Consider the following 26,335-nt stretch of genomic DNA (forward strand, 5'->3'; position numbering starts at 1 on the left):
CAGCCTTGAAAACAAAGCTGGCTTTTATAAATGAATCAAATACGTTTAGCTAATCTCAGTACGAATATTATTCACCATGTGTAAAAGACGCGGTGCAATATCTTCTTCAAGTTTTTCACGGTTCATAATGAAGCTTGGACCACCACAGTTGAACACCAGCAAACCATGTTGTTCATGAATCAGTGGAACAGCAACCGAATTGACATCTTTATGCCATTCCCCGATTGAGAAACAATATCCAAAATCTTGGTAGTCTTTAAAAGCTTTGTCTAAATCACGGTTAATTTTGATCCAATCTTCTTTATGTTTGCTACGGATGGCATCAAGTAAAAATTCTCTTTCGTCTTCAGGCATTGCAGCTAAACATGCACGCCCCATCGAACTTAAATGAATCGGTAAATAGGTTCCGACTTGACGGCGCATGGTCATATTGCCTTTGCCTTGTACCACATCAAGATAAATCATGTTCAGTCGATCGCGTGTTGCCATAGCTACAGCAGCGCCAGCATAGTCTGCCAAATTTTTCATATATGGATGAGCAATAGAGCGAATCGACACGTTAGACAGCATGGAATAACCAAACGCAAGAACACCAACTGAAAGCTGGAATTTACTTGAGTTAGGTACTTGTTTGATATAACCCAAACGCGACAAGGTATGTGTGAGGCGAGTAATGGTTGGTTTTGGCAAACCTGTCATCTGAGCAAGCTCTTGGTTGCCCAAATGCTGATGCTTCGGTGTAAAACAACGTAATAGCTCTAAACCACGTGCTAATGCAGTAATAAATTGGCGATCATTTTCATCCTGCATATCTTCAATCGGATGTAATAATTCATGCCTTAAAGGCGCTAATAATTTTTCTGTCTGCTCTGCATCAACTGCATCATTCATTGTCATACCAATCCATATTTTGTTTCGCACTGCGAAAATTATAATCTATTTTTTCTATAAATAGCAAAAGAGCAAACATTCGAGTCTGCATCTAAAAGATAACTTCATTTATCTCATTAAAGCGAAAGATTAAATATTTTATTTTCTGATTTTAAATATAATTTTAACCTTCCGCTTTTAAGCCACCTACCCAATTACACCTTTTTCTTTGAGCTCAGCGAGTTTTTCTGAAGAAACCACTCTTCCCAAAACAGCCTGCGTATGTTCTCCCAGCAGTGGCGGTGCTGTTTTGTATTCAACGGGTGTTCTAGAAAGTTTGATTGGTGACCCAATTACCTTCAATTTTTCACGTTGAGGATGGTTCATCTCGACTAACATTTCTCGGGCAATCACTTGCGGCTCTTGAAAAGCTTGTTCCAAGTTATTAATCACACCGACAGGAACTTTAGCGGCATAAATTGCATCTACCCATTCATCTGCTGTTTTTGTTAAAAAGTGAGTTTGTAAAATTCCGATAATTTCATCACGATGCTTGATTCGGTCTGCATTTCGGGCAAAACGTGCATCATTTGGTAAATCGGGTAAACCAATACTACGACAGAGTTGAATAAACTGAGTGTCATTTCCACATGCAATAATAAAATCACGGTCAGAAGCTTTGAACACTTGATAAGGCACAATATTGGCGTGTGCGTTGCCATAACGCTTAGGGATATTACCCGATGAAAGATAGTTCATTCCCTGATTTGCCATTGTGGCAATTTGAACATCAAGCAAAGCCATATCAATGTATTGGCCTAAACCTGTCACATGGCGGTTGAGTAAAGCAGCCTGTATGGCAATCGTAGAATAAAGTCCCGTGGCTAAGTCAGAAAATGCAACGCCTACTTTTTGTGGTCCACCACCAGGCAAATCATCACGCTCACCTGTGACCGACATGAGCCCGCCCATGCCCTGAATAATAAAGTCATAACCGGGTTCCTCTGCTCTTGGCCCAGTTTGACCAAAACCTGTAATCGAGCAATACACCAGTTTAGGGTTAATCGCAGATAAAGACTCGTAGTCTAAACCGTATTTTTTCAAAGAACCCGCTTTGTAGTTTTCAATCACAACATCGGTGTCTTGAATAAGAGCTTTAATCAATTCTTGTCCATCAGAGCTAGCAATGTCGATAGCAACAGATAGTTTATTGCGGTTGGTAGACTGATAATATGCAGCTTCTTGAGTGTCTTGGCCTGAGTCATCTTTCATCCAAGGCGGCCCCCAAGAACGGGTATCGTCACCGACTTTTGGTCGTTCAATCTTGATTACTTCTGCACCTAAATCGGCAAGAATCTGTCCACACCAAGGCCCAGCCAACACCCGACTTAAGTCAAGCACCCGAATTCCATTTAAAGCACCCATCTTCATCCCACTATATTTTGTGACTCATTTCCTATAGGAAAACTTATCCATTTAAAATTTCGCATAGCGATATATATTTTTAATATACACAGCTCTTTTTAAAAATCAAACTTTAATTTTCTACTAAAAATAATGATTTTTCATAAGAAAATATAGCTTAAATAAATCAACAAATTAGCCAAACATAAATCAATAACAAAGTATCGCATTGCGAAATTAATTTTCAAAATATATTGTTTTGCGTTCATCCTTTGATTACTATCGCTTCAAATATTGGTGATTTTACGAACATCACATTGATGTTTTCTGCATGTAGTAAAAGGATGAGACTATGATTCGAGATCAGGAAACCTTAAATCAACTTATTGATATGATTCGACAATTTGTTGAAGGTGTATTAATTCCTCATGAGAATGAAGTCGCTGAAACGGATGAAATTCCTCAAGATATCGTTGAGCAAATGAAAGCTCTCGGTTTATTTGGTTTAACTATTCCAGAAGAATACGAAGGTCTTGGCCTAACAATGGAAGAAGAGGTCTATGTCGCTTTTGAATTAGGTCGTACCTCTCCTGCTTTTCGCTCTCTCATTGGGACCAATAATGGCATTGGCTCAAGTGGCCTGATTATTGATGGGACCGAAGCACAAAAATCATTTTTCTTGCCACGTTTAGCACGTGGTGAAGTGATCAGTTCGTTTTGCTTAACCGAACCAGATGCAGGCTCTGATGCAGCCTCTTTAAAAACCAGCGCTGTAAAAGAGGGTGACTTTTATATTTTAAATGGCACCAAACGCTTTATTACCAATGCTCCGCACGCTGGTGTATTTACAGTCATGGCACGTACAAACACTGATATTAAAGGCGCTGGTGGTATTTCTGCTTTTATTGTTGATAGCCAAACTCCGGGCATTTCTCTTGGCAAACGCGATAAAAAGATGGGACAAAAAGGTGCCCATACCTGTGACGTTATTTTTGAAAATTGTCGCATTCCAGCCTCAGCGCTCATTGGTGGTGTAGAAGGTGTTGGTTTTAAAACGGCCATGAAAGTACTCGATAAAGGCCGTTTGCATATTGCGGCTTTGAGTGTCGGCGCAGCAACACGAATGCTAGACGACTCTTTAAATTACGCCATCGAACGCAAGCAATTTGGACAACCGATTGCCGAATTCCAACTCATTCAAGCCATGCTTGCCGATTCAAAAGCTGAAATTTATGCCGCTAAATGTATGGTCTTAGACGCTGCACGCCTACGCGATGCAGGACAAAACGTTAGCACTGAAGCCTCATGCGCAAAAATGTTTGCAACCGAAATGTGTGGCCGCGTTGCTGATCGCTGCGTACAAATTCACGGCGGTGCGGGTTACATCAGTGAATATGCCATTGAACGTTTTTATCGAGATGTTCGTTTGTTCCGTCTCTATGAAGGGACTACTCAAATTCAACAAGTGATTATTGCCCGAAACATGATTCGCGCTGCGTCTTAATCAAATTTTAAGCACTTCAAAACGACTTGAAGTGCTTTTTATCAAATGTAGGTAATGGATTATGGCTACAAATTACAAAGAAGGTCTTTCTCGTATACAGCCTCATACGTGGAAAATAGCTTTTATTTTTGCTTTTCTAGCACTGTTGGTAGATGGTGCAGATTTGATGATGCTGTCTTATAGCTTAAATAGTATTAAGGCAGATTTTGGATTAAGTTCAGTACAAGCAGGTATGCTTGGCAGTTTCACATTGGCAGGCATGGCTGTTGGTGGGATTTTTGGGGGATGGGCGTGCGATAAATTTGGTCGCGTGCGCATTGTTGTTATTTCTATTTTAACTTTCTCACTCCTCACCTGTGGCTTAGGTTTCACTCAAAGCTTTCTTCAGTTTGGTATTTTAAGATTTTTTGCATCACTGGGTTTGGGTTCACTCTATATCGCCTGTAATACCCTCATGGCCGAATATGTCCCAACCCGTTACCGCACCACAGTACTGGGTACCCTACAAGCAGGTTGGACGGTTGGCTATATTGTTGCGACTTTGCTTGCAGGCTGGATTATTCCTGATCATGGCTGGCGCATGCTGTTTTATGTTGCGATTATTCCTGTTGTTATTGCTGTCCTCATGCATATTCTTGTACCCGAACCAGAAGCATGGCAAAAATCTCGACTACAACAACCTGTTGTAGCTCAAAACGCATCGAAAACTTCGGCATTTAAGCTTATTTTCCAAGATAAACGAAACCGCAATATGTTTATCTTGTGGGCGTTAACCGCTGGCTTTTTACAGTTTGGTTACTATGGCGTAAATAACTGGATGCCGTCATACCTTGAAAGCGAACTCGGTATGAAGTTTAAAGAAATGACTGCCTATATGGTAGGTACATATACCGCCATGATTTTAGGTAAAGTTCTTGCGGGCATGATGGCCGATAAATTAGGGCGTCGCTTTACCTATGCCTTTGGTGCAATTGGTACTGCTATTTTCCTACCTTTAATTGTTTTTTATAACTCGCCAAGCAACATTCTATATTTACTGGTCACTTTTGGTTTCCTCTACGGCATTCCGTATGGCGTAAATGCCACCTACATGACCGAAAGCTTTGCGACCGCTATTCGCGGCACAGCCATTGGCGGTGCTTATAACGTTGGACGTTTAGGTGCTGCTTTAGCCCCTGCAACGATTGGTTTCTTAGCCTCTGGCGGCTCAATTGGTTTAGGTTTTGTCGTGATGGGTGCTGCCTACCTGATTTGTGGTGTGATACCAGCTCTATTTATTAAAGAAAAATTATATGACCCTCAAAAGTCATAAATAGATCTATCAAATAGGTCATATGCCTATCTGGTTGATAGTGCTAACGATCGAAACATGTGTTTTAAATCGTTAGCCAAAAATAAGGAATTTACTCATTAAAGTTAATCCTTATTTTCACATATGTAGAGTTTATCTACTCTTCATTTTAATTTTTTAGGTAAGCTTAGCTCCCAAGGGAGCTAAGCTTAAAAATATATAGACCTAAACTTTGTTTAAGGTCGTTCACCCTGTCCCAAACGGCGTTCAATATCATCTAGTACATTTGGCAAATCAGCGACACTATCAATCACATAGTGAGCGCCCGACGCATTCATTTTTTGGTATGCCTTATCTTTTAGAATAATCTGTTCATCGGCCGATAGCGAACTCCACTCTTCATAGCTTAAACCGACTTCGTTACCACTAATCGCAAGCCCGACTGTCCAGCACCCTGCATTTAAACCTTCGTCAATACCCACCACGGTATCATCTACTTTTACAACAGTTTTGATATCAGATACATCGAGTTGAATTAAGTTTTTCCATAGCATTTCAGGATATGGACGACCAAATTTCACGTCACTGGCAGTGACAATACAGTCTGGACGGTAGCCCTGATCGGCAGCATCTTTAACCAAACGACCAATCATCATGGATGCATATCCTGTATTACTACCAATTTTTGCACCGCGATTTTTAATATTTTCAAAAGTCGCCAATGCACCCGGAATTAAAGCCGAGCATGTTGGAATCGAATCTAATTGATAAGGAATAAAGTCTTTATATAAACGGTCAATATCTGCTTCAGTTGCCGTCTGACCATATACTTCCTGCCATGCCGCCGCTACACGTGGCATTTTTAAAACGGCAGCAATATGGTCACGTTTTTCTAAACCCATTGGCGCACGCGCTTCTTCAACCGTAATTTCAACTTTATTGTCTTTAAACAAAGCCATAAAAGCTAAAATTGGTGCACGTGAGCCAAAATCTACAGTTGTACCAGCCCAGTCAAAAACCACAGCCTGAATTTGTGTATTGTTGGTCGTCATGAAGTATTCCCTTTAATTCAAATGTTTTAATAAAAGTTATGCTGTTACAGCTTGGTTTAGGTGGTTTTCACAGTAGTTCGCAATCGCAGCAAGAAGCCCTTCAATGTCATGAATATAAACTTCTCCAATATTGCCAATACGGAAACAATTAAGGTCAGTGACTTTGCCCGGATAAATTACATAACCTGATTTTTTCAACGTTTCATAAAATGACTGAAAGCTAAATGTCTCGGCTGTTGGGTAAAGGAATGTGGTAATGATGGGTGATTGGGGTGCTTTATTGCCTAATACCAATTCAAAGCCTAGTTGTTGCATACCTTTAGATAAGGTTTGTTGGTTTTGTAAATAACGTTGATAACGTGCAGCAACACCGCCTTCGGCTTCAAGCTCAAGCAATGCTTGATAAAATGCACGTACCACATGGGTTGGCGAGGTAAAACGCCATTTACCGTTATGCTGCTCCATCGTGTTCCACTGGTCATACAAATCGAGACTGACCGAACGAGCTAAACCTTTACATGCTTCTAGGCAATCACGCTTTGCCAAAATAAAGCCAAAGCCCGGAACACCTTGAATACATTTATTTGCACTTGAAATTAGAAAATCAATTCCAAGCTCAGCAATATCCATAGGCACACCACCAAATGAACTCATGGCATCCACAATCCAGATTTTTCCAGCAGCTTTCACTAAACGGCCTATCTCTTGAATTGGATTTAAAATACCTGTAGTGGTTTCACAGTGCACACAAGCAACATGGCTAATGGCTTTATCTTCTAAAAAGCGCTCAATCTCTATTAGATCTGGTGTTTGGGTTTCTAAATAGTTCAACTCGATCACTTCAATATTTAGGCAACGCGCCATTTGCACCATACGTGCACCGTATGCGCCGTTATTAATAATCAAGATTTTGCCATCACGTGGAATAGCTGACCCAAGCACAGACTCCACAGCAAAACTTCCACTGCCTTGCATTAACACAGCCGTATATTTTTCAGATTGGCTGGTTGCCAACTTTACCAGTCGATTACGAATATCTTGTACCAGCGAGTTGTATTCTTGGTCCCACGTACACCAATCTTTTTGCATTGCACGGCGTACTGTTGCCGATGTTGATAATGGTCCTGGAGTAAGAAGCAAATATTTGTTCTCTAAATCCATATCGAGTTGGGGTTGCATGTTCATAATGTTACTCATTTCTTTCGCGTTCATTTCAATATACATCAATCTGGTTTAAACCAGATGACAAACTAATAAATATTTTGTTCTAATATTTCTTTCATAAATCCAGCCCCCGTGGTCATGCCTTTACCAGCAATTGCACTTACCAGAAAGATGTTTTTTTCAGCTTCAGTGACACAGGCCAACTCATGTTCATGGGTCAGGTAATAACCATTCCAACGTTTTTGAATTGGAGGTAAAGTCAGGCCTAATTTTTCGTGGCAGTAAGCTTGAATAAACTCATTAATCTCTTCACGCTGCTCGAACTGAGGCGCTTCATTAATCGAATAATATTCGTGACTATCGCCTACGATCAGTTCGCCAAATTCATTTTGTTTAATCAGAATATGAATACCGAATTCTTTAATGAAACCCTGTTGTGATGCTTTAACCAGCTCTGCATGACTTGGGCAAGTTTCAAAAGCTGGATAACGTGAAATGGATAAGCCCGAATAAAGAGAAGCATTTAAGTTTTGGTGAAACCGTTGAGTCAGGGCCATTTGCAAACCACAACGTTTCAGATTCAAGCTTTGTAAAAGCTCTGGATATAAAACATCGATCACTTCACCGTGGCAGATCAAAACTTTATTTGCCCGATATGCCTCACCACTTGCCAAACGAACCTGACAACTTTCATGCTGATATTGGGTTTGAACGACACAAGCATTGGTATAAATCTTTACACCTTTTCTTTCGGCATATGCCAATAGTCGCTGCCCAACCACATGCGGTTCGACAGAATAGTCTTCTTCAAAAACCAAGCCGCCTTGAAACTGCTGCTCGGGGTTTAAATAGGAAAATTGGGTGACCAGTTCCTCATGCTTTAGCAAATGAACTGGAATTTGATAGTTATTTGCACGCTCGGCAAACTCATTTAAAACCTGCCATTCAAGTGCCGTATTGGCGAGATACACACCTTGTCTTTGCTCAAATGAAATATCAGTTTCAGCCTGAATGCGTTGATAAAAAGAACGCGTTTCAAGCGCGTACTTTCGCCACTGTTGCTCTGGATGGGTTAAAGTCGATGTTCCAACCATGCCGAAATTACGGCGAGTTGCGCCCACAGGCTTGGCATTTTTCTCGAAGATACAAACTTTTAAGCCTTGTTCTTGCGCTTGTATGGCAGCGGACAAACCTAAAATACCGGCGCCGACAACAATTAAATCAAACTGTGCGTTATTCATAAGACTTCCAATTTGCGAAATTTAGGATGAATAAACCCTTGCCTTGTTGAACAAAGCATTTTCATTTCAGTCGGTTAAATAAAAATTGTGTTTAGCTAAAACTTAATGAGAGCTTTCGCGCCATTGCTGACTTCTTGCCATAATTTTTCGGGTAAATAACCAGTGAATGAGTTTTACAACACATGAGGTGGTTAAAATTAGAATGCTCATGGCAACAGCAGCAACCGTGTCTCCCGCATCATCCATATTTAAAACGGCTACCGCCGCTAAACTGGTGTCTGGTGAATAGAGGAAAATGGCAGCCGACACAGTGGTCATGGCATTCACAAAAACATAGACCGACACATCACATAGCGCTGGAAAACACATGGGCAAATATACTTTCCAAAAGGTTTTCCACTTCGATGTTCCTAGAGTTTGTGCTGCCTGATCGAGCTGTAACGGAATCTGTTTAATGGCATTGGTTAAAGTCAGGTGTGGGACGGTGTAATAATGCACGATGGTTGAAATCACCAAAATGGTCATAGTTCCATACAGCACATTTAACGGGTTGCTTTGCTGGTTAAAAAACAAAATATAAGCAATACCTAGCACCAACCCCGGCACAGCAAGGGGTAATAAAACTAAAGCCTGTACATAATTTTTAATGAGTGGATGTGCCTTAAAACGTTCGGTTAATAACGCCACCATAAAAATCAGTGCTGTTCCAAAAACCGTACTAAAGAGTGCCATGCGAACCGAGTTAAAGTACGCTGCCCAACCGCCGCCATCGACATATTCAAAACTGTAATGTGCTAAGGTCAAAGACAAATCATAAGGCCAAGACTGAATGAATGAAGCCAGCACTGCCGTAAAGATAATCAGTAAAATCGCACCTGAAACTAAACCACAAAATAAGCCCAGAACGACTTCAAGTTTTTTATTCGATGCTGAAACATAAGGTTTAGCCTGAAAAGCTTGAAACCGTGCATGGCGTTTGCTTTGAATACGATCGAAAATGAATACAAAAACTGCTGGTAGCAATAACAAGATGGAAATTACCGCACCCATGCTCATGTTTTGCTGACCAATAATCTGTTTATAGACATCAAGCGCCATCATGTTAAATGAACCGCCAATGACTTTTGGAATACCAAAATCGGTCAACACATAAATAAAAGCCACCAGACTTGCACTGATGAGTCCATAGCGAATTGCAGGTAGTGTGACGTGGTAATGCGTCTTCCAGATATTTTTGCCGAGCGACAAAGATACCTCAATTAAACGCTGATCGACACTGCGAAAAGACACCATCATCAACATCAAAATTGCTGGAAATAGCCAAAAGCAATAACTGATTAAAATACCGATTGGACCATAAATTTGTATATCGCCCAGTAAAGGTTTAAACACACCTTGCTTACCAAACAAATAAACCAATGCCAAAGAAGGCAAAAGTGATGGCGCTAAAATGGGTAAAAAAGCGACCAGTTTAAAGAAGCCTTTGCCTTTTATATTCACATTGGTGAGTGCAAAAGCATAAATACTGGCAAGAAATACTGTAATGACAGTAGCAGCACAAGCAACCCACACCGAGTTAAATATAGAGCTGAGTAAAGCTGGACTTGCAAAATAATTATAAAAATTTTCAAGGCCAACAAAATTTTGATTTTCATCAAAAAATGCAGTTTCAAACAGCATGATTAATGGAGCAATAATCGCTAAAGTCAAAGCAATTGCAACGGCTGCCAAAGCAATATTTGATCTTAATGAATATACAGTTTTTCGACGCGGCTGTGTTTTTAAAACCGCTGAAGCAGCTTCATTTAACATAGTGCGTACCCTTGTTCGTCAAAGACATGGATGAGCTGATTAGGCACTTTTATAAACATCAGTTCTTGCAAAGTTTTGAACTTGGTATTTTCAATTTCAATTTGCAAAAGGTGTTTTGCCTGCTCAATTCCATCGATATGAATAGCGCAAAATAAACGACGCTTGGCACCTAAAAATTCAGTACTTAATACTTTAACCGGCAAATACAACGACTCTTTATCACTACCGAAATCATCAACCAACTCGACAGCTTCGGGTCTAAAACCAATACTGTAATTTTCCCCTGCTTTAAGTTTTTGTTGCTCCAAATTTAGAGGAATAAAACCTAAAACCTCGAACTGATTCGGTACAGCGCAAGTGGCTTTTAAAAAATTCATGGTGCCAATAAACTTGGCAACGAATTGGGTTTGTGGCTTGTAGTAAATATTGTGCGGCGTATCAATTTGCTCAATGACACCATGATTCATGACTACAACACGGTCAGAAATGCTTAATGCTTCTTCTTGGTCATGTGTGACCATAATCGTTGGCAAGTTAAGCTGCGATTGAATCGAACGGATCTTTTGTCTTAGCTTTAGACGCACCTGAGCATCGAGTGCTGAAAGAGGTTCGTCCAATAGTAAAATATCTGGATTCGGCGCAATTGCCCGAGCAAGCGCAACACGTTGCTGCTGCCCGCCTGACAATTGGTTAGGATATTTTTTGGCAATATCGGGTAATTCAATCAGTTCTAATAACTGTTGAACCCTTTGACTACGCTGTACTTTATCCCACTTTTTTTTATCTAAGCCAAAAGCAATATTTTCTTCAACGTTTAAGTTTGGAAATAACGCATAGTTCTGAAACACAATGCCACAGTGACGCTTTTCAGCACTCAACAACGTAATGTCTGCGCCCTTTTTTATAACCTTTCCATAGTCAGGTTTTTCTAGACCCGCAATTATGCGTAGCAATGTGGTTTTACCGCATCCAGAAGGTCCCAAAAAGCTCACGAACTCGCCAGCTTTCAGGTCTAAATTAATATGCGTTAGGGCCTGAAAGTATTGAAACTTTTTTTGAATATCTATCACTTCTAAAACCGAAGGGCCATGTTCAGGATATTTATAGGTCGTTAATGTCGACAATAAATGCCCTGCTAACTCAGCCTTTTGGTTTTGACCTAGCAGCGATGATTGCAATGACGAAGGAATTTGCATAATGAGGCCTTTATCCAAAAGATCACTTTTCAAAACGCTTTGACCATTCAGCCAAAATACGTTCACGCTGCTCGGCCGCCCAATAAAAATCATTTTTTACGAGCATTTGAGGAAGGTTTTTCGGGAAGTCCATAGTGGTATTTTCAATTCCTTTGTAGGCCACCATTGAAAAGTTATGGGCATAGGCTTCATTTGCCGCTTTGCTTACCGACCAATTTATAAATTTCTGTGCGCTACTTAATTTCTTGGTTCCTTTCACAATTGCTGAGGCTTCCATTTCCCAGCCTAAACCTTCAGTTGGATAAACCACTTCTAAAGGTGCACCCTCTGCTTTTAATTTAAATGCCGGATAGCCGAAAGAAATTCCAATTGGAATTTCGCCTTGTGCAGCCATCTTGCAAGGTTTTGAGCCCGAATGAGGATATTGTGAAATGTTTTTATCTAAAGCCTGCATATAGTCCCATGCCTGCTTTTCGCCCCAAATTTGCATCCAAGCCGTGACATCTAAATAGCCTGTGCCACTCGAAGCTGGATTTGGCATCACAATCAGGTTTTTATAAATCGGGTTGGTTAAATCTTTCCAAGTTTTTGGAATTGGTAACTTACGTTTTTCTAATTCGACTTTATTTACACAGATTGCAGATTCCCATGCATCCATACCCGTCCAAGTCGGTACAGGTTTTTGGCTTACAAATTCTGGTTTTAAATTTTGCACACCGTCAGGTTTGAAAGGCTCAAGCATGTCTTTCTTTTCCATGACCAGCAAACTGGTTAAAGCAACACCAAAAACCACATCCGCTTGAGGATTTTTCTGCTCTGCCAAAAGTTTAGCGGTGATCACACCTGTTGAATCACGTACCCATTTTACTTTTAGCTCTGGATAGGCTTTGTGTAATTCTTTTTGGTATTGCTTAAGCTGATCGGCTTCCACTGCCGTATAGACTGTAATTTCTTCTGAGTTTTTTGATGTTGCTGATGAACATCCCATTTGAATAGCGACCACTACACCTAAAACTGATGCAGTGCCGAGTTTGATTGTCTGTTGAACATACTGTTTCATCTGCAAACCATCGAATGCAATTATTTGATGATCGTATTTCAACAGCTTTATATGACAGTTTAATTAATCTGGTTTAAACCAGATTGTATTTTTATGCTCGCGCTTCGAAATGTAAATCTAAAACATCATGTAGCCAATATTCTTGGTCGACATCAGTAATTACGCCTTCTTCATTTCTATTACTACGACGAATATATAAACCGAGCGCGCCTACATTGACATGAAGTGCTTTGGCCTGCTGTTCCGATAAAGCGGTTGGATACAGATTAATGTCAGCTCTGGTGATATGGCAGTTATATTGATTTGCCATCAGTAAAGTAATGGATTGCTTAAGATCATGAGTTAAAAACTCAGGAAAAAGTTCGGCATTCACCCGTAAATGCTCAACCAAAACAGGTCGTCCATTAATACAACGACGTCGCCAAACCGAATAAATCTGATGCCCTTTTTCAACTTTTAAATGCTTGGCATCCCAAGAAGTAGCCTGAGTCAGTTCACTCGAAATCACTTCGGTCGAAGGTTCATAGCCTTGTTCAATCACAAACTGATTAAAGTTTTTTGTAGATTGCGGGTGATAAATAATACGAGGAGAACGAACATACCAACCACGGCGGTCTAAACGATAAATCAAACCATCGGTTTCCAAAGCCAGCAAAGCTTCACGCGCAGCCACGCGAGTAGTTTGGAATTGTTCAGAAAGCACTCTTTCCGAAGGGAGTTTTGCGTGGGCTTTTAATAAGCCAGATTCAATATCGTGGGCAATTGTATCGCGGATAGGAATATATTTAGGTATGCGAGCTTGGTCCTGTTCCATACAAACTTAGAATTTATAAATAAAGAAATTAATAGCAATATACTGAAAAAATGTGACAAAAGCTTTTATTAATGCTGATCTTTTAAGCAAAACGCGTCCTATTCCCCGCTTTTTCCAATTCATTTTTTCATAAAAAAAATCGAGTGTTCACGCCTACAATAGCTTCTGAAAATTTTCCTTAGCTCATTTGTTCATCAAGAAAAATCGGCATCGCATAGCCATTACATCATATTTAGTTAGACACTTTTTAAGATAAAAATTCATATTTCTGTACGGACTCTTACACAGGAATTGACGGTTTGCACTAAAAATCAATATCACGCCTCCTATATTACATTCTTGTAGAATTAGAATAACATGATCAAGAAAAACCCAAATCATCCTAAGCAATAAAAAAATACACTCATCATCTTATATTTATAAAGTCTTAATATAAAATTATTCATTTAATAAAAACTAAAATATTAAGAAAATCACTCAACCTCAAAACAAACATAAAATTTTAATTTAACTAAAACCTTAAACAATAAATCTAATTAAAAAAAGAATATAAGACATACTAGCTCATTTATTGCACAAAACAAAAACTAAAAACTTGCGGTTAAATACCATCCAATTATTCATTCAATCTAATTAATATTTTATTTATAAAATTTAAATTAACTTATTAAAAACTATTAAACATGACATTAGATGCTTAAAAATTGACATGACATAATCCAAAATTTTAAAACAGCTTTAATAAATAATAAATAAACTTATGAAAAATATAGTAATTTTAATTTTTTATATTCTATTGAATAAAATTATGGCTATTTATTTCACCTTTTTTATATTTTACCAACTGATAAAAATCACAATCCAACACATTTAAAAAATAAAAAAATCTCTTGTAATAATAAAGTTAATTATTTACCAAATGTTATATTTTAAAAAATTTTATTAAAAACAGCACCAATAAATAGATTAAAAAAATAACATTCAAGAAATTATAATAATTTTTCTTCTTGTTTTTTTATGAATGTATATTTAGATTTAATTAAGATTAATTGAAATTAGATTTGTATTTTTTCAATTTAGTTTAAGCAAAATTAAACTTTACTTAATAGCGACTATAATATTTTAAGGAGAAAGTATTATTAAGACCAAATCGTGTGACATTTTAAATCAATTATATTTCAGTACTTAACCATAAAAAATTCACCCAGCATTAAATTATATTTAGCCAGGAAAGATTAAAAAACTCATGAAACTTAAAACAAAATTTTCTCATCTCGCTTATAGCTGTGCATTAATATTATTCGGTTCGGTGCAATTTGCTCATGCAGCTCCTTTACTTACTCCCCATGTTACAAATGAAGTAAGCCCTGCTCCTACAGCAAATGCATGGATTGAAATTGATACTCAAGCTTTTGAAGATAATATTAAAAGGACAAATCAGTTACTTAATGGCAAAACACAACTTTGTATAGTCATGAAAGCTAACGCATACGGCCATAGTATTGATCTACTTATGCCAAGTGTTATGAAGTTAAACGTATCTTGTATTGGCATTACCAGTAATGCTGAAGCGGCTATGGTGCGTAAGCATGGCTATAAAGGCAAAATTACACGTTTACGTACCGCCACAGATAGTGAAATTATCAATGCACAGGCGTTAAATATTGAAGAGCTTTTAGGTAATTATGACCAAGCTGCTCGTATGTCTAAATGGGCAGAAGCGAACAATACAACTGTTCATTACAGCTTGGCTTTAAATTCGGGTGGTATGGATCGTAATGGTCTTGAAATGGCTACGGCTCTAGGCAAAGAACAAGCTGTGGCGATCACCAAACTTCCCCATCTTAAAATTGACGGCATTATGACCCACTATGCCGTAGAAGATGAAAAATTTGTCCGTGAGCGTCTGGCGCAATTTAATGAACAAACCGCATGGTTGATTAAAAAAGCCAAACTGAATCGTAAAGAATTAACATTACATACAGCTAATTCATTTGCTACTGTAAACGTTCCTGAATCACATTTAGATATGGTTCGTGCAGGTGCAATTATATATGGTGATTTTCCTAATCACCCTGAATTTAAAGGCATGATGGCATTTAAAACACAAATTGCCGCGGTTAATAATTACCTGAAAGATTCAACTGTAGGTTATGACCAAACCTATACTTTGAAACGTGACTCTAGACTCGCAAACCTCCCTGTAGGTTATTCGGATGGCTACCGTCGTAGTTTTAGTAATAAAGCTTTTGTATTAATAAATGGACAAAAAGCGCCAGTGGTTGGTCGAGTATCAATGAATACTGTTATGGTTGATGTAACAGATATTCCAGAGGCAAAAGCAGGTGATGAAGTTGTATTATTTGGTCATCAAGGCAATGCAGAAGTTAAAACGAGTGATTTAACGAGTCTTACAGGCCACATTTTGACAGAAGCCTATATCCCTTGGAGTAACTCTAATCCACAAGTGGTTAAACCCCTTCAATCTCAGCAACAAGTGATATTAACCAATAATAAAGTTGCGGCAAAGGCCAACTAAACTTTAGGTGAATTGATAGGTAGCCCTATATTCTAAAAAGTATTGGGGCTACTTTTAGCTGAATCACATCTTTTAAGCGATTTCATTCCATCCAGTTTTTTACATAAAAAAGAGCATTTGCATGCCCTTTTTATTTTTTATCTAGCCTTTAGCTTGCGTGCTTGAAACTATCAATTTGCTTAATCTCATAAGGCAAACCGACATAGTTTTCGGCCAATGTGGTTTTACCTGCGATAGACCCAAGCACATAACTTAACTCAGCTTGTTTAATCTTATGATCAAACTCACTTTCAGTTTCAAAACGATGCAACAAATGAGTCATCCACCAAGAAAAACGCTCAGCTTTCCATACACGTTGTAAGCATTTTTCTGAGTATTCATTTATACCTTGCTCGGAACCTTCGACATAATATTCAACTAGCGCACTTGATAAATAAGCAATATCAGAAGCCGCGAGGTTTAAGCCTTTTGCTCCTGTCGGTGGAACAATATGCGCAGCATCGCCAGCTAAAAATAGTTTTCCGAAACGCATTGGTTCGGTCACAAAGCTACGTAACGGCGCGATACTTTTTTCAATAGAAGGTCCTGTCACTAACTTTTCACGGCTTTCAGGGTCTAGGCGGTTTTTTAGCTCATCCCAGAACTTTTCATCTGACCAATCTTCGACGTGGTCTGTTAAAGGCACTTGTAAATAATAACGGCTACGTGTTTCTGAACGCATACTACATAAAGCAAACCCACGCTCTGACTGTACGTAAATGAGTTCATCGGCTACAGGTGGCACATCGGCCAATACCCCTAACCAGCCAAACGGATAAACTTTTTCAAAGGTCTTAATTTTATCTTCTGGCACGCTAGCACGGCAGACACCATGGTAGCCATCACACCCTGCTATAAAATCACACTGAATTTGAAAAGCTTTACCTTGATACTCAAACTCAACTTTTGGTGCCGTGTAAAAATCTTTCACTTGTACATTTTGAGCTTCATAAAATGAAGTGAGCTGCTCTGCTTCACGCGCAGTCATTAAATCTTTAGTCACTTCGGTCTGACCATATACGGTTACTTGTTTGCCACCCGTGAGTGCTGCCAAATCAACGCGATGCAATTCACCATTGGTTAAGATTTCAATGCCCGAATGCGGTAATCCTTTGTCTTTTAAATTTTGGTCAACACCTGCTTGTTTCAGTAAGTCGACTGAAACTTGCTCTAAAATTCCTGCACGAATCCGTGAAGCCACATATTCAGCACTACGTTGCTCAACAATAATATGATCGATGCCAGCTTTATATAGAAGTTGCCCCAGCAATAACCCTGCTGGTCCAGATCCAATAATTGCAACCTGTGTCTTTAAAATATCCATAACTTCATCCTTGTTTCATCCTGACTTTTAAATTACTGGCTTTAAGTTTTGTGCACTATGTATCCAAGACGAAAATAACCGTTTATCATTTAGTTTGTCCGAATAGCGGACAGAAACAACCAAAATAACAGGAATGAAAGGATGCCTTCTCTCGATGCTTTTTTAGAGCACCCAAACTCGCATGAGAAAATTCGTCAAGAAGACTACATTGCAGGCTTAGCAAAAGGCTTAGCTTTACTCGAAGCTTTTGGAACGGATCGCCAGCGGCTTAATGTCACTCAAGTGGCTGAGCGAACCGGTATAAGCCGTACAGCGGCAAGGCGTTATCTAAAAACTTTAAAATACTTAGGCTATTTAGAAACCGATGAACATTACTTTTGGCTCACTCATCGGGTGCTGCGCTTTTCGAGTTCTTATTTAAGCTCTGCCCATCTGCCTAAAGTTGCTCAGTCATTTTTAAATCTTTTGTGTGCGCAGACATCTCTTACTTTCTCGATTGTGGTGTTAGACGATAACGAAGTGGTGCCGATTGCCCGCAGTTATTTACCTCAGCAAGATAACTTACGTGTCAGCCCTTACGGCATGCATTTAGGAAACCGACTGCCTGCCCATGCAACGTCTACAGGTAAAGTATTGCTGGCAGCACTACCCGAAGAAGCCCAACATACTTGGGTAAAAAATTATGGTTTAAAGCGCTTAACCCCTTTTACCATTGTAGATGAGTCAAAGTTTTTTGAAGTGCTTAAGGGCATTGCGTTATCGGACTATTGCCTTTCCAAAGAAGAACATGAGCTTGGCGTGATTGCGATTGCAGTTCCCGTTTTTAACGCACAGGGTCAAGCCATTGCAGCGCTTAACTGTATGTCGCAAACCAACCGAATACAAGAAGACTATTTGGTTCAGCAAATTTTGCCATTGCTGCGCAACACGGCAAATGAACTTAGAAATGTAATTTAAATAGACTTAGAAACTCTTGTCATTAATTAGAGATACAAGAGTTTCAGCTCATGATTTTAAATGGCGAATTCTTTGACTTGCTGGTTTGCCAAATCTAAAGCGTTGCTGCGATAGGCATGCATGTCTAAGCCCTCTGCATAGATAAAATCGACATCATGAATGCCCATTAGCCCTAACACCGCTTTGAGATAAGGCGTTACTGCTTCAGTTTCTTGGCCGACATGAATACCGCCCCGACTACTTACCACCACAGCTTTTACGCCTTCAACCAAACCTTGAGGATAAGTTTCGGTGTAGCGGAATGTTTGTCTTGCTCGTGCCACTAAATCGAACCAGTTTTTGAGTTGAGTCGGCACATTTAAGTTATACATGGGTGAGCCAATGACCAATAAATCAGTATTTTTTAATTCAGCAATTAATTCGTCCGACAAAGCAACAATTTGTTGAATGTCTTGATTTACATTTTCAGCCCCACGCAGTGCCTGAAAAATTTCTAAATCTAATACAGGCAGGTTCATTTCAGCTAAATTGCGTATGGTGATGTCATCTTGCAAACCTTGGTCTTTTCGATGTTCAAGCATGATATCGATTAGGCGATTGGTTTGTGAACCCTCACCCATAATGCTGGATTTTAATACCAATATTTTTGCCATGACCATCTCCACGTTTTTGATGAAGCCATATTAACTCCACAATAAATTCAACAGTGGTGATATTATTTCTTATCATTGGTTCCTTTTAGGCAACAATCATGCAACATGAGCTAAGTGCAATATCTATATTTGTGACTGTGGTTGAAGCTGGAAGTTTTGTAAAAGCTGCTGAGCAATTGCATTTAACTCGCTCAGCTATAAGTAAAAATATTGCTCGGCTGGAAGAACAGCTTGGTGTTGCTTTATTTAAAAGAACAACACGTTCACTCAGCATGACTGATGAAGGCGCTTTGTTTTATGAGCATAGCCGCCGAGCGTTAAGTGAAATACAAAATGCCGCGGCCCTGTTAGACCAAGGGAAAATTAATGCAACAGGCCGATTAAGAATGTCTGTGCCAGTGCTGTTCGGGCAACTCTTTGCTGCTCCGCTCATGGTTAAATTTGCTCAGCAGCATGCGGACTTACAGTTAGAAATTTCATTTAATGATCGAACTGTAGACTTGGTCGAAGAAGGTTTTGATTTGTGCATCCGCATCGGGGCATTGCCTGACACCACTCAGCTCGTTGCCAAACCGATTGGTGAGCATCGAATGCTACTTTGTGCCTCACCTGACTATTTGAATAAAGCAGGTCCTCTACAAAATATTGAAGACTTAGACCATCACGCCACGATTGCCGATCCGCATTTTGGTCAAATGCAAAAATGGCGACTTCAAAAGGAAAATGACGAGCCTTTATTTATAAAACCCAAAGCAAAACTTCTTTTAAATGACTTACAAGCTATTAAAAATGCAGCGCTTGCTGGAGCTGGTATCGCTTGGCTACCCGACTGGCTCATTCAAAATGAATTACAGGAAGGTAAGCTGGTACAAGTATTAGAAACCATGTCGAGCATTGCTTTTCCGATTCATCTGGTATGGCCTACGCTGCCTTTTATGCCACTCAAAACCCGCCTTGCAATTGATTATTTGGCGCAGCATTTACCCCCTGAACTGAACAAATAAGCTTAAAATAAATAAGGCCTTATCTACTGGAACAAGGCCTTTTTAAATATTCAAAGCCAATGTTTATGGCTTATATTCAAATGCGTTGACCGCCTTATTCGCATTAAGGAAACAATCCAACATCTTTTCCCGATCAATTGCCCCATCTGAGCTTAAAAGCTGAATAATTGTGCCCTCCACCATATATAAAAATAGTTTGGCGTCTTGAAAAGTCGCATCGGTTTTTAGTTTTATCAGCTGGCTATAGATTTCATTCAGCAGCCATGTGCGATATCTCACTGCGGTGATATAGGCTTTTGGATAGGTCAGTTTCGTTTCAAACATGGCTTTAAATAAGAGGTAAAACATCCCCTCTACATCGGTATGTAAGAAATAAAGCTGTTTGAGTTTATCGGCCGCGCTTATGTCTTGGCTGTACTCTACAATTGAGACCACTTTTTCTTTTAATCGCTCTTTTTGTACGATCAGACAGATTTCAATAAACCGCGCTTTTGAGAGAAAGAAGTTATAAAAAGTCGCTTTGGTAATTTCGCATTCTTTGACGATTCGATCTACCCCAACGGTATGAAAGCCACGATGGTGAAATAAATCAATCGACTTGTTGATGACTTGTATAGCACGGGAAGAAAGCACTAACTTTGGCATAGTTTTACCGTTATAAATTCTTGTTGTTTGTAAATGAGATAAAAAGCCTGTGCCCCTTTTGGGAGAAAAAAAGGCACAGCAAAGCCGTAAAGACTGTGCTTGGCACATCTCAAATTTGTTGTTGCTAAGTTTTAAGTAAAAATGACTTTAAGCCTGAAAACCTTAGGGCGTTCAAGCTGCTTTAATTTTTAAGCTGTGTCGTTATAGCTTTTGGCATTGAGCGCCAAGAAATAATGGATGTGCAAAGCCAACTCCTTTTTATTGGGAGTTCTGCCAAACATTTATAGAATTATGGTGGCAGAACGAGAAAGGGTTCGCGGACTGGTACAACAACCAGCACACCCGAAGGTGTCCCTCTCCCGTCCTACCGCTACGGGAGGAGACGAGGAGATGCTCACACAAAATTATCCCTCAGAAAGGAATAATTCTGATGCTGTTGTAATCGGTCCGCGACGACCGTCTGGCAATGTAGGCCAGCAGGCAAAGAATAGTGCCCAACCCTATTGCAGTCAAGCACGTAAAATGCCATTTGTTTTAAATTAAATCATTAGAAAAGTAAGGCTAAATAATGGGTGGGTTATTGTTAAGTTGAGAAATAAAAACAGCCTTGGGAGGCTGTTTTAAATAAGAGAAATGAGATTAACTTTAATGAGTTCTTATTATGAGTGTTTTATCCTATTTGCCAAATTTTGAACTCTTTCTTCAACAGTCAAAAAGATAGTTGTTGAGAACATTCCTGTAATGAAGCAAAGAGTTATCATTTTATAAAATGACTTCTTGTCATCAGATATTGTAATTGATTCAGTATGTACCGTATCAACAATTAGATCTAAAACAATACCACTTTTTAGTCCAAGAAAAGTTAGCACTCCAATCAATCCTGAACCTAAAACTAATTTTAAGTATGCAACAATTTCTAATTTGCTTTCAGATAAGAGAATTTTTGTAAATGATCCCAAACAAGCGATTATGAATGCTGGAAGTGAATAAATAAATACATTAACTGCCATATTCAATGCAAACAATACATCCTTATTTAAGCTAAATATTCCCTCCATCTGCTCGGTGCCAATAGTAGAATATAAAATATAGAAAATCATTCCTAGAACAGCAGCAGCAGTATAAGTAACCAATATTGTTTGGTACATTGTTTTCCTTCTTTTTCTTTGTTCTTCATAATCTTTTTCAGAACGAAATTCTTTTATTTGCTCTTGTTTTTTCAGATAATTTATAAAATCATCATCATTCATATCAGAAAAATTTTCGTCAACATTATTACTCATTCAAAAAATTACTCATAAATATTAAAGTTATAAAGAATTATGCTATTAGATTGCTAAAATTAAAAGGGAATTTTATTTAACAACCCAAAGTATGGGTAATCTTAATTTACTTAATAATGTATATGAATTATAAAAATTATTATCTATTTGGATTTTTTTGATCTACCACTACATATAGGTTTAAATTTATACAACCATCTCAGTTTTTTATCGAATTTTTAACTAGAAAATAAAAATTTTATTTTAATATGATTCAGTTAAAATTCTAAGCTATTTACTTATTTCATCTCTAACACTCTTCTTTTTATTCTTACTATTGGATTAATTTATAAATTTCGAAAAGCAAACCCTGAAATTATCAGACTATAATTAAGCTAAAAGATATTTTATAAATAAAAAAATTTAATTATTAACAACTATAAAATAACTTACTTTTTCACTTATTTTTAAATTTTATAAATCAATCTTTCAATGTCTAAAACCACTATTTCAATTTGCCCAGATTTTGCAGCTTGACTACTTTCAATCAACATTTCCTTTAGCTGATCAGCGGTAGTAGGGTTAAGTTTTCCCTTACCTCGGCTTTTTAACTTCTTATTGTCAGTCCTTAGGCCAAACCAGAGCACAAGATAGATACCTCTACCCTCAGCACGCCAGTCTTGTGCATATAGTTTATTGAGCTGATTATCAGCACCAGTCCACAATTCAGGATGCCATTGCCCTTTTACTTCTATTGGTAAACGCAATTGCCCTATAGTGCATCCTATATCAGCTTCTTTATCATCAGCTTCATGAACTTCCACCTCATAAACTACTTCGTTACTTCCTTGTCGGAGCAATCCTATCAAATGATCTCGACAGCGCTCTTCTTTATATGGTTTGGCATTATCATCATAAAAACCACGCCAAGACTCTGCATCATCACTTTTGATTTTGGCTTGAACTACAGCTAGTTCTTCTAGAATAAAAGCTTGTAAATCAGAAATGGACTGAGGGGATAGATCTTCTGAAATTGCTTTAATTTGCTCAATTGTAGGAGGCGTATATAAACTCTCAACTCGTATCTGCTTTTGTTCATACTGTAAAGTCTTAATTAAATCTGTATAACTATCTGGCTCTGCATTCTTAAGTCGCTCTAATGCTCTAGATGCTTCATCACTAGGTTTTTTAGCTAACTGAGCAACAATCGCCTTAAGGAAATCAGCAGCATCCCAAGGTTGCCTATCCCCTGAATACACTCCCCTAGGATAACCTGTATCAGGATATTCAGATCGAAATGTATTCATTATCCATTCTAATAAATTAACACTTAGTTGAAGGTTCGCTTTATTTTCTCGGTATCTTCCATTTAACCTATCTCTAATAGTCCAAATAAAATCTCTATCGGATAACTCTTTTTGAAATTTTTTAATCGTTTCTTCAAAATCTATAATTAAGCCTATACCAATCCAATTTTTCTTCTGCTCAATATTTTCAAGGTTTATACGTTGTGATAGAAATTTTTTAAGAAAATCAAACTGGCCTGCATAAAGCAAACTATCTATTAATTCTGATTCTGGTTTAAACGCAATAAGTGGAAATTTATCCATCCATCTTTTAGCTAATTCAATATTGAAACTTTTATATTTTGCTCCATTCATAACATTATATAAACCATGAATATCAGCAAATCTGCTTTCAAATAGTGGTTCATAAAATAATTGTAGTGCTTCTTCTAAACAACCTCGTCTGAGCAACTCATTTTCAATTTCTTCGAATACTTCAGGAATTTTTGCCTCTTGGTCATATCGACAATTCATTAAGGTAAAATAACCAGCAAATAAGCGTTCATCAGGTAAACCATTTAAGCCAATATTTTTTCGAACACGCTCCGCTAATGCGGCTATTAGAATAAAAACTTCATTATAAATCCTGCCTTCTTTTCTAATTTCGAGAATATCTTCAGCCTTTACTTCGGGTACCCTATTTGTTAGAAAATTTTCAAACCCTTCCATACAAATATTTGATATTTCATCCCCTAGCCATGCTGCAATACATTGATGAGGTGCAGGTTCTCTATCAATATCATTAACCATTTTTAAATATGCTTGAGCAGGTAGTAAAATTACCTCAAAGTGACCTTTACGTAGCAACTCACTATTTTCAGAATAAAATTTTATTTCTTTAGCTTGAAGTTCTTCTTGTTTCTTTTCTAGCTTTTGTTTACGTAAATTATTTTTAATTTCCCAATTATCTAGTTGTCTAATAGAAATTTGCTCTAACCATAGCTTATCTTTTACATTACCTCTAGTAAAAGGCTGTGCTACGTTACGAACCTCCTGACCTATCTCACCATCATGTTGTACTAAGTGAACAATATCTTTCCAACGCTCATCCCTAGGATTAGTTAAAAACATATTTTCTAATAATAAAATAACATCGTTTTCATTCGGTATAAGACCTAATGATGCTTGTGAAAGATCTCTAGATCGTTGCCCTATAAGCTTCTCATTAGTAAGTTCAAGAAGTACAAAGCTTTGTATTTTTTGTCTTAATAAATCATTGTTTCGGAAAAATTTTTCTAATTCTTTTATTTTTTCATTATTATAACCGTAGCTATAATCAAATACTTCAAGCCATCCCCATAATTTTTCAATTAAAATTTCTTTAAAATTAAGAACTCTTAATATTAAATGAGAAAGAAGGTTCTTTATTTCATATCTTTCATCATGTTGAAAATTTTTTTCTTCTAACTTTAAATGTTCTACAAAAGTATCAAGAAAATTTTCTATTTGATAATCAGGTAAATCAATTTCGATGAACCAGACTGGTCCCGAAACGGTTTCTTCAGTTTTTAAGTATAAAAAAGCTAAAGTGGCTATTAGCTTACTATCAATTCTGTTATATCCAATATCTTGTAGTAGTTCTAAAGCTAGTCGAAATGATGATTCATCATTAAATTTAGAGAGATTTAGATAAATTTCTTCCCAATCTATTAGTTGCTTTTGAATTGCTAATGTTTCACCAGCGGCTTTACGAATCGCATACTCTACCTGAGCCTCTAAAACTAACTTCTTTAAAACTTCAATAAAATAAGCTGGCAATTGAAATGACTGAATAGATTCAAGTAAAAAAATTCTAAACGTAAAAGAAATCTCATAATTTAAAAGAATATCTTTAATTTGGCTCAAAATAACTGGTGTGGTGAAAGCCCGAATCTGATAGCTATTTCGTTTATAAAACCTAGGATTATTTTCTGCTAAGTTTTCTATACTAGACAATAAAACTTTAGCTTGTTCTACTGAAAGATTATCGACATCCCCATATTCTAATATTCCGATTGGATCAGATTTAATAACTTCGAAAGCTAAATTATGATCTATAATTAACCATGCATGCATGCCACGTAAATTAGCAGGAACAAGCTCATATGCATGGAAAAAAGATAGAAGACGTTTTCTTTTACGGCTCGTATTTGCTTGTTTAGTTAGCCATTTAGCACCTAAAAACTCTCCTATCCTACGATGTAAATAGGTAAAGCGTTCAACACCATTAGCTTTAAATAAGCGAGAACCAATTACATTTTCAATATACTGCCCATTTGTAAGACTTTTTATTTCACTTATTGGTAATTCACCATCATCAATTCTGTGAATAGGCTTCCTAGTAATAGCTTCATTTGCTGACAATATTAAACTTCCAAACGCAGCTCCTGCTACTTCAAGTTCAGTTTCTTTGGATAGTTGTCTTTCTATCTTCTGTTCAGAATGTTCAATTCTTAATAAGCCAACTGCTTGTTCAAAAAGTTGAGTTAATGTTTCAGGTAGTTGAGTCGACCTAGCTACTTCTGAAATCAAATTTAATGTTTGTGGATTACCCAATAGCCCTTCTAATCCAAGGTTCACAAAGTGATCCACAACTTTCAATGCTTGCTCATTTCCTATTTTTTCACTTAAGAAATCATTCATATCACTTTGAGAGAAAGGATTTAAATGAAGTTCTAGTGGTTCAATATTATATTGTTCTTTAATTGCTACTAAACCAGTAGCACTACGCCAATCTGCCACACGACAAGACAAAACAAACTGTGGATAATCAAGTTCTCCCAATTTTTGCAAAACTAAATCGATACCATCCCCATCCTTAGATGAACTCAATTCATCCAAAGCATCGATTACAAGAACTTTTTTATTATTTAGCAAAGTACTAGGTTTATGACGATAGAGTAACTGTCGAGCAGTACAATATGCAAAATTATCCAAGCTTCCTAACCACTCAAGCAGGCAAGATTTTCCCATACCTGCCTCTCCTAAAATAACTAAGGAGTTATCCATATTAGGTAAATCTTCTTGAGTTACTGACAAATACTCTTTTTCAACTTGATACCACAAAGTTCGTTTAATCATTTATTTTTAAGTACCTAATATTTGGAATATCTTGTAAGAAAAATCTAATCATATACCAGATAAATATAAAATTTTCTTTGATTGACTCTATTATATAT

General features: G+C 37.7%; 20 protein-coding genes. 6 read left to right on the plus strand and 14 right to left on the minus strand.

The features are described 5' to 3' along the window. Nucleotides 1-45: 45 nt before the first annotated feature. Nucleotides 46-891 (minus strand): IclR family transcriptional regulator, encoded by an 846-nt coding sequence (locus HMPREF0013_RS08950; protein ID WP_000996082.1) that lies wholly within the window; start codon nt 889-891, stop codon nt 46-48. A 186-nt stretch (nt 892-1,077) separates the two neighbouring features. Next, on the minus strand, nt 1,078-2,295 hold the full coding sequence (locus HMPREF0013_RS08955; protein ID WP_002114451.1) for a CaiB/BaiF CoA transferase family protein: 1,218 nt from the start codon (nt 2,293-2,295) through the stop codon (nt 1,078-1,080). A gap of 331 nt (nt 2,296-2,626) precedes the next feature. Here HMPREF0013_RS08955 and HMPREF0013_RS08960 point away from each other — a divergent pair, with 331 nt between their 5' ends. After that, complete coding sequence (locus HMPREF0013_RS08960) at nt 2,627-3,778, plus strand: acyl-CoA dehydrogenase family protein (RefSeq protein WP_002114547.1); 1,152 nt, start codon at nt 2,627-2,629, stop codon at nt 3,776-3,778. Between the two features lie 61 nt (nt 3,779-3,839). Further along, nucleotides 3,840-5,090: an MFS transporter gene (locus HMPREF0013_RS08965; RefSeq protein WP_002114364.1), complete on the plus strand. Its 1,251-nt coding sequence runs from the start codon at nt 3,840-3,842 to the stop codon at nt 5,088-5,090. 215 nt (nt 5,091-5,305) lie between these two features. Here HMPREF0013_RS08965 and phnX read toward each other — a convergent pair whose 3' ends face one another. The 7 genes from phnX to HMPREF0013_RS08990 form a co-directional block, all read right to left on the minus strand. Further along, nucleotides 5,306-6,121 (minus strand): phosphonoacetaldehyde hydrolase, encoded by an 816-nt coding sequence (gene phnX, locus HMPREF0013_RS0105140; RefSeq protein ID WP_002114370.1) that lies wholly within the window; start codon nt 6,119-6,121, stop codon nt 5,306-5,308. 36 nt (nt 6,122-6,157) lie between these two features. Further along, nucleotides 6,158-7,345, minus strand: coding sequence for a 2-aminoethylphosphonate--pyruvate transaminase (gene phnW / locus HMPREF0013_RS0105145; RefSeq protein WP_019767850.1), 1,188 nt, complete (start codon nt 7,343-7,345; stop codon nt 6,158-6,160). Nucleotides 7,346-7,371: 26 nt separating this feature from the next. Beyond that, nucleotides 7,372-8,526, minus strand: coding sequence for a TIGR03364 family FAD-dependent oxidoreductase (locus HMPREF0013_RS08970; RefSeq protein ID WP_005802493.1), 1,155 nt, complete (start codon nt 8,524-8,526; stop codon nt 7,372-7,374). Between the two features lie 102 nt (nt 8,527-8,628). Beyond that, nucleotides 8,629-10,338, minus strand: a complete 1,710-nt coding sequence (locus HMPREF0013_RS08975; RefSeq protein WP_002114167.1) for a putative 2-aminoethylphosphonate ABC transporter permease subunit — start codon at nt 10,336-10,338, stop codon at nt 8,629-8,631. Beyond that, nucleotides 10,332-11,534 (minus strand): ABC transporter ATP-binding protein, encoded by a 1,203-nt coding sequence (locus HMPREF0013_RS08980; RefSeq protein WP_002114562.1) that lies wholly within the window; start codon nt 11,532-11,534, stop codon nt 10,332-10,334. The genes HMPREF0013_RS08975 and HMPREF0013_RS08980 overlap by 7 nt, the downstream gene beginning before the upstream one ends. Before the next feature lie 22 nt (nt 11,535-11,556). Next, nucleotides 11,557-12,594, minus strand: coding sequence for a putative 2-aminoethylphosphonate ABC transporter substrate-binding protein (locus HMPREF0013_RS08985; protein ID WP_002114487.1), 1,038 nt, complete (start codon nt 12,592-12,594; stop codon nt 11,557-11,559). A 91-nt stretch (nt 12,595-12,685) separates the two neighbouring features. Continuing rightward, nucleotides 12,686-13,408, minus strand: a complete 723-nt coding sequence (locus HMPREF0013_RS08990) for a UTRA domain-containing protein (protein ID WP_002114407.1) — start codon at nt 13,406-13,408, stop codon at nt 12,686-12,688. Nucleotides 13,409-14,654: 1,246 nt separating this feature from the next. On the opposite strand from HMPREF0013_RS08990, the gene alr reads away from it, so the two are divergent. Beyond that, nucleotides 14,655-15,947, plus strand: a complete 1,293-nt coding sequence (alr, locus tag HMPREF0013_RS08995; RefSeq protein WP_002114277.1) for an alanine racemase — start codon at nt 14,655-14,657, stop codon at nt 15,945-15,947. A 148-nt stretch (nt 15,948-16,095) separates the two neighbouring features. Here alr and pobA read toward each other — a convergent pair whose 3' ends face one another. After that, nucleotides 16,096-17,310 carry a 4-hydroxybenzoate 3-monooxygenase gene (gene pobA, locus HMPREF0013_RS09000; RefSeq protein WP_002114537.1) on the minus strand — a complete coding sequence of 405 codons (1,215 nt, stop codon included), beginning with the start codon at nt 17,308-17,310 and terminating at the stop codon, nt 16,096-16,098. Nucleotides 17,311-17,451: 141 nt separating this feature from the next. Between pobA and pobR the strand changes: the two genes are divergently transcribed. Continuing rightward, nucleotides 17,452-18,267 (plus strand): IclR family transcriptional regulator PobR, encoded by an 816-nt coding sequence (pobR, locus tag HMPREF0013_RS09005; RefSeq protein WP_002114527.1) that lies wholly within the window; start codon nt 17,452-17,454, stop codon nt 18,265-18,267. A 56-nt stretch (nt 18,268-18,323) separates the two neighbouring features. On the opposite strand, the gene HMPREF0013_RS09010 is transcribed toward pobR, so the two are convergent. Continuing rightward, nucleotides 18,324-18,920 (minus strand): NAD(P)H-dependent oxidoreductase, encoded by a 597-nt coding sequence (locus HMPREF0013_RS09010; RefSeq protein ID WP_002114406.1) that lies wholly within the window; start codon nt 18,918-18,920, stop codon nt 18,324-18,326. A 98-nt stretch (nt 18,921-19,018) separates the two neighbouring features. Between HMPREF0013_RS09010 and HMPREF0013_RS09015 the strand changes: the two genes are divergently transcribed. Next, the gene (locus HMPREF0013_RS09015; protein WP_002114373.1) at nt 19,019-19,924 is read left to right on the plus strand and encodes a LysR family transcriptional regulator; all 906 of its coding nucleotides are present in this window, start codon (nt 19,019-19,021) and stop codon (nt 19,922-19,924) included. A 63-nt stretch (nt 19,925-19,987) separates the two neighbouring features. On the opposite strand, the gene HMPREF0013_RS09020 is transcribed toward HMPREF0013_RS09015, so the two are convergent. Then, nucleotides 19,988-20,569, minus strand: coding sequence for a TetR/AcrR family transcriptional regulator (locus HMPREF0013_RS09020; protein ID WP_025464098.1), 582 nt, complete (start codon nt 20,567-20,569; stop codon nt 19,988-19,990). A gap of 390 nt (nt 20,570-20,959) precedes the next feature. Here HMPREF0013_RS09020 and HMPREF0013_RS25445 point away from each other — a divergent pair, with 390 nt between their 5' ends. Continuing rightward, complete coding sequence (locus tag HMPREF0013_RS25445; RefSeq protein WP_226381279.1) at nt 20,960-21,112, plus strand: hypothetical protein; 153 nt, start codon at nt 20,960-20,962, stop codon at nt 21,110-21,112. Between the two features lie 116 nt (nt 21,113-21,228). Here the strand turns inward: HMPREF0013_RS25445 and HMPREF0013_RS09025 are convergent, their stop codons facing one another. Both HMPREF0013_RS09025 and HMPREF0013_RS09030 read right to left on the minus strand, forming a co-directional pair. After that, nucleotides 21,229-21,852, minus strand: coding sequence for a hypothetical protein (locus HMPREF0013_RS09025; protein WP_002114349.1), 624 nt, complete (start codon nt 21,850-21,852; stop codon nt 21,229-21,231). Nucleotides 21,853-22,298: 446 nt separating this feature from the next. Further along, the gene (locus tag HMPREF0013_RS09030; RefSeq protein ID WP_002114259.1) at nt 22,299-26,237 is read right to left on the minus strand and encodes an NACHT domain-containing protein; all 3,939 of its coding nucleotides are present in this window, start codon (nt 26,235-26,237) and stop codon (nt 22,299-22,301) included. Nucleotides 26,238-26,335 lie beyond the last annotated feature (98 nt).

Source organism: Acinetobacter sp. SH024, assembly GCF_000163635.1.
In the GTDB taxonomy this organism is placed as follows: Bacteria; Pseudomonadota; Gammaproteobacteria; order Pseudomonadales; family Moraxellaceae; genus Acinetobacter; species Acinetobacter pittii.